This window comes from Amaricoccus sp. (assembly GCF_017993425.1).
Taxonomy (GTDB): Bacteria; Pseudomonadota; Alphaproteobacteria; order Rhodobacterales; family Rhodobacteraceae; genus Amaricoccus.
Map to the genome: position 1 here is coordinate 28162 of NZ_JAGOMQ010000042.1, position 3912 is coordinate 32073.

The 3912-nt window shown below is 76.5% G+C and carries 4 protein-coding genes and 1 pseudogene; 3 read left to right on the forward strand and 2 right to left on the reverse strand.

What is annotated here, in order from left to right; translation table 11 throughout:
• The 3 genes and pseudogenes from KBB57_RS16620 to KBB57_RS16630 form a co-directional block, all read left to right on the forward strand.
• Nucleotides 1-769, forward strand: a pseudogene (locus KBB57_RS16620) (hypothetical protein); the annotation flags it as partial.
• Nucleotides 770-848: 79 nt separating this feature from the next.
• Nucleotides 849-1595 carry a hypothetical protein gene (locus KBB57_RS16625; RefSeq protein WP_290752543.1) on the forward strand — a complete coding sequence of 249 codons (747 nt, stop codon included), beginning with the start codon at nt 849-851 and terminating at the stop codon, nt 1593-1595.
• Nucleotides 1592-1960, forward strand: coding sequence for a hypothetical protein (locus KBB57_RS16630; protein WP_290752545.1), 369 nt, complete (start codon nt 1592-1594; stop codon nt 1958-1960). The genes KBB57_RS16625 and KBB57_RS16630 overlap by 4 nt, the downstream gene beginning before the upstream one ends.
• 71 nt (nt 1961-2031) lie before the next feature.
• Here KBB57_RS16630 and KBB57_RS16635 read toward each other — a convergent pair whose 3' ends face one another.
• Entirely contained in the window at nt 2032-2691 is a 660-nt protein-coding gene (locus KBB57_RS16635) for an ABC transporter ATP-binding protein (protein ID WP_290752547.1), read from the reverse strand.
• Between the two features lie 10 nt (nt 2692-2701).
• A partial coding sequence (locus KBB57_RS16640) for a sugar transporter (protein ID WP_290752550.1) occupies nt 2702-3912 on the reverse strand: 1211 nt, incomplete at its 5' end.

The window sequence follows — 3912 nt, forward strand, 5'->3', positions numbered from 1 at the left end:
GCTGCATGCGCAGAAGGACATGGCGGTGGAGGCGGCGCTCGGCCGGCTGGCGCCGCTGGAGGCGAAGCTCGCCGAGGTGGAGGCGTCGCTGGCGGCGCGGGACCCGCGCGGGGCGCTGGAGCGGTTCAGTGAGCGTCTGGAGGCGGCGCGGGCGGCGCAGGAGGCGTCGTCGTCGGCGCTCGGCGAGCGGCTCTCGGCGCTGGAGGACGCCCCCGTCCCGCTGGCGGAGCTCTCGGAGCGGCTCGCGGCGCTGCATGCGCAGAAGGACATGGCGGTGGAGGCGGCGCTCGGCCGGCTGGCGCCGCTGGAGGCGAAGCTCGCCGAGGTGGAGGCGTCGCTGGCGGCGCGGGACCCGCGGGGGGCGCTGGAACGGCTCAGTGAGCGTCTGGAGGCGTTGCAGGGCAGGGTGGACGGGATCGCGGCGGAAGGCGCGGACGCGGAGGCCGAGGCGGCCCGGGCCGAGGCGCAGGCGATCGCCGCCCAGCTCGTCGCCGCGCGCACCGTGGCGGCGGAGACCCGGCTCTTCGCCGACCGCATCGCCCTGCTCGAGGCGAGCCTGCCGCGGCTCTCCCTCGCCCAGGCCCTGATGATGCAGGCCCTCGAAAGCCGGGCGGCCCCGCCGGAGGCGGGATGGTCCGCCCCGGGCGAAGACCCGGCCGAGGGCGCGGCCGGGACGGCGCCCCGGCCTGCCGACCCGGTCCCTTTTGCGTCCGATGCGGACGAGGAGCCCTGGCGGATGCCGCAGGTGGTTTCCGTCCACACCGGCTGAACGCCGCGCGTCGCCGGCGACCGCCGGCGCGCCCCTCTTCTGCCTGCCTGTTCCCCCCTCCCATCCCGGAGCCCCTGCCATGCTTGTCGAGACCCGACGCGAAGACTTCGCCCCCCAGCAGCCGGCCATGCCGCCGGCGGCGCCGGAGGCGGCGGACCAGGGCGGCGCGCTGCGCGACCTGATCGCCGCCGCGCTCGTCTCCCACGAGGCGATCGGCGACCCCGACCGGCTCGCCGGCGGCGAGGCCGCGGCGCTGCGCGCCCTCTGCCGCCACGTCGCCGGGCCGGTCTATCGGGTCGCCCCCTACCACTACGCCTTCGCCGCCGGGCCGGAGGCGGCCGCGGCGCTGGTGGCGCGCCTCGCCGCCGAGATCGGGCCGGAGGCGCTCTGGATCGCCACGCTCGATCACCTCGCCGCCCCGGCGGCGGCGCCGGAGGGGCCGCCGGCGGCGGCGCTCCTGCTGCTGCAGGCGCGCGCGACGGCGACGGAGGCCGGCCTCGCGGCGGCCGGGCCGGAGATGCAGGCGGTGATCGACGCCCGCTATGCCGTCGAATGCGCCCGGCTGACCGCCGGGGCCGCGGAAGCCGCGGGCGCGGGCGCCGCGGCGCTGGCGGCGCGGCTCGACGCGCTGGAGGCCCGGCTGGAGACCGGCCTCGCCGCCATCGCCGAGGAGGCAGCCCGCAGCCATGCCCGATCGGCGGCGCGCGAGGCGGAGCGGGAGACGGCCCTGGAGACGTTCGAGACGCGGGTCGGGCTGGCGCTCGCCGAGTTCCTCGCCCGCCTCGAGGCGCGCGACGCCGTCGCCGCGACCGGGGCGGCGGGATGAGCGGCCTCCCGGGGGATCCGGCGACGCTGCGCGCCGCGCGGCTCGCCCGGCTGCGCGACGCGGCCCCCGCCGAGCCCGCGGCGGCCGTGCTGCGCTTCCGCCGCCCCGGCGCTCCCGCGCCGGCGGGAGACGTCGCGACGACGCCCGCGGAGGCATCCGTGGAGGCGCCCGCGCCGGCCTGCGATCTCGACGGGCTGCCGGGGGCGGGGCCGGGGCTCGTCGGGGCGCTGCGCCGGGCGGGCTTCGCCTGCCGCGCCGATCTCGCGCCCCTCGCGCCGGAGGAACTCGCCCTGCGCCTCGGGCCGCTCGGGGGCCTCGTCCCGGCGCAGGCCTGGATCGCCGCGGCCCGGGCCGGCACGGCCTGAAGGCCCCCCGAAGGCCCGGCGAAAGGCCCGACAGAAGGCCCGGCGGAAGGCCGCAGGACGCCGCGCCGCGCTCAGGCGCGGCGCATGTTCGCCTCGTGCCGGGCGATCGCCTCGCGGACGTCGGGGAAGAACTCGGCCCGGCCGTTCTCGATCACCAGGCCGGAGGTGCAATAGTCGCGGATGGTGCCGGGGTTGTGCGACACCATGAGAAGGCCCGCGTCCTTCAGCCGGCTCTTGAAGACGGCGAGCGACTTGCGGCGGAAGCGGCTGTCGCCCACGGCGGTGATCTCGTCGACGAGATACCAGTCGAACTCCATCCCCATCGCCATGCCGAAGGCGAGCCGCGCCTTCATGCCGGAGGAATAGGAGCGCACCGGCATGTCCATGAACTCGCCGATCTCGGCGAAGTCGGCGACGTAGTCGACGAGCGCGTCGGTGTCGACGCCGTAGATCCGCGCCACGAAGCGCGCGTTCTGCTTGCCGGTCAGGTCGGGATGGAAGCTGACGCCGAAGCCGAGCGGCCAGGAGATCGCCCCCCTGCGAAGGATCTCGCCCGAGGCGGGCGGGGCGGTCCCCGCCACCATGGAGAGGAGCGTGGTCTTGCCGGCGCCGTTCCGCCCGAGGAGCCCGACCTTGGACCCCGCGGGCAGGCGCAGGCTCAGCCGGTCGACGATGACCTTCCGGGAGGTGGGCGTCAGGTAGTGCTTCGAGACGTCGCGAAACTCGATCACGCCCGCGCCTTCAGCGGTTGTCGCGCACGTTGTAGTAGACGAGCATCGCCATCGACCAGCCGAGCGTCAGGAACAGGAACGTGAGCCCGGCGAGCAGCGCCCGGCGCGGGTAGAGCGCCTGCTGGGCCAGCGTCGGCTGCACGTGGGGGGCGAGGTAGCGCGACTGCCGGCGCGACTCGGCCCGCGCGCCGGCGAGGTTGGCCAGCGCCTGGGTATAGGCGGTGTTGGCGAATTCGAGGTCGACGAGCAGCTCCTCGTAGCGGCCAACCACCTCCGGCAGGGCGTTCGCGGCGTCGGGCGCCCCGAGCGCGGCGCGCTCGGCCTCGATCCGGGCGCGCACCGCGTCGATCCTGCGGTTGGCCTGGATGACCCGCTGGTCGCCCTCGTCGGCGTAGGTGAGCAGCATGTCGCGCTCGACCAGGGCCTGGGCGAGCTCGGTCTGCAACGCGTTCAGCAGGCCCGCTTGGCCCGCCACGTCGCCGGAGGGGTCGACGAGACGGTTGGCGCGGCGGAACTCCGCGAGGCGGCCGCGCATGGCGTGGAGCGCGGCCTCGGCCTCGGCGAGCTCCTCGGTGGCGAAGCGCACCGCGTCGGCGCGCGCCTGCTCGGAGAGCCGGTTCACCAGCCCGCTCGACCGCACGAGGAGCGCCCGGGCGATGGCCTGCGCGTCCTCGGGCGTGAAGGCGCGCGCCTCCACGTGCAGGATGCCGGCGGCGCTCTCGAAGGAGGTCTGCACCATCCGCCGCCAGTGCGCGACCAGCGCCTCGATCGAGGCGTTCTCGCCGAGGGTGAAGAGGGGATCGCCCTCGACCCGGTTGAAGATGGCGCGGAGGTCGATCTCCCGGTCGACCGACTCCACGATGTCCTGGCTGCGGATGTACTCGGCCAGGATGTCGATGTCCGAGGCCGAGCCGGTTCCGAGGTTGGTGATCGCGCCGAGCAGGCCCGCGGCGGCGGAGGCGCTCTCCTCGGAGCGGATCGAGAAGGCGACCTCGGAATGATACTGGTCCGCGGCCCGGCCGTAGAGGTAGGCGGTCGCGGCGACGAAGGGCAGGACCACGAGGGCGAGGAAGGAGAGGGCCATCACCTTGTGGCGCAGCCGCAGCCGCGCCGCGACCGGCGTGGGGGAGGGCGCAGCAGCGGCGGGGGCCGCCGGGGCGGGGGCCGCCGCCGGCGCCGCCGGGCGGGGCTTCGGCCGCGGCTTGGCGGCGGGGGCTGCGG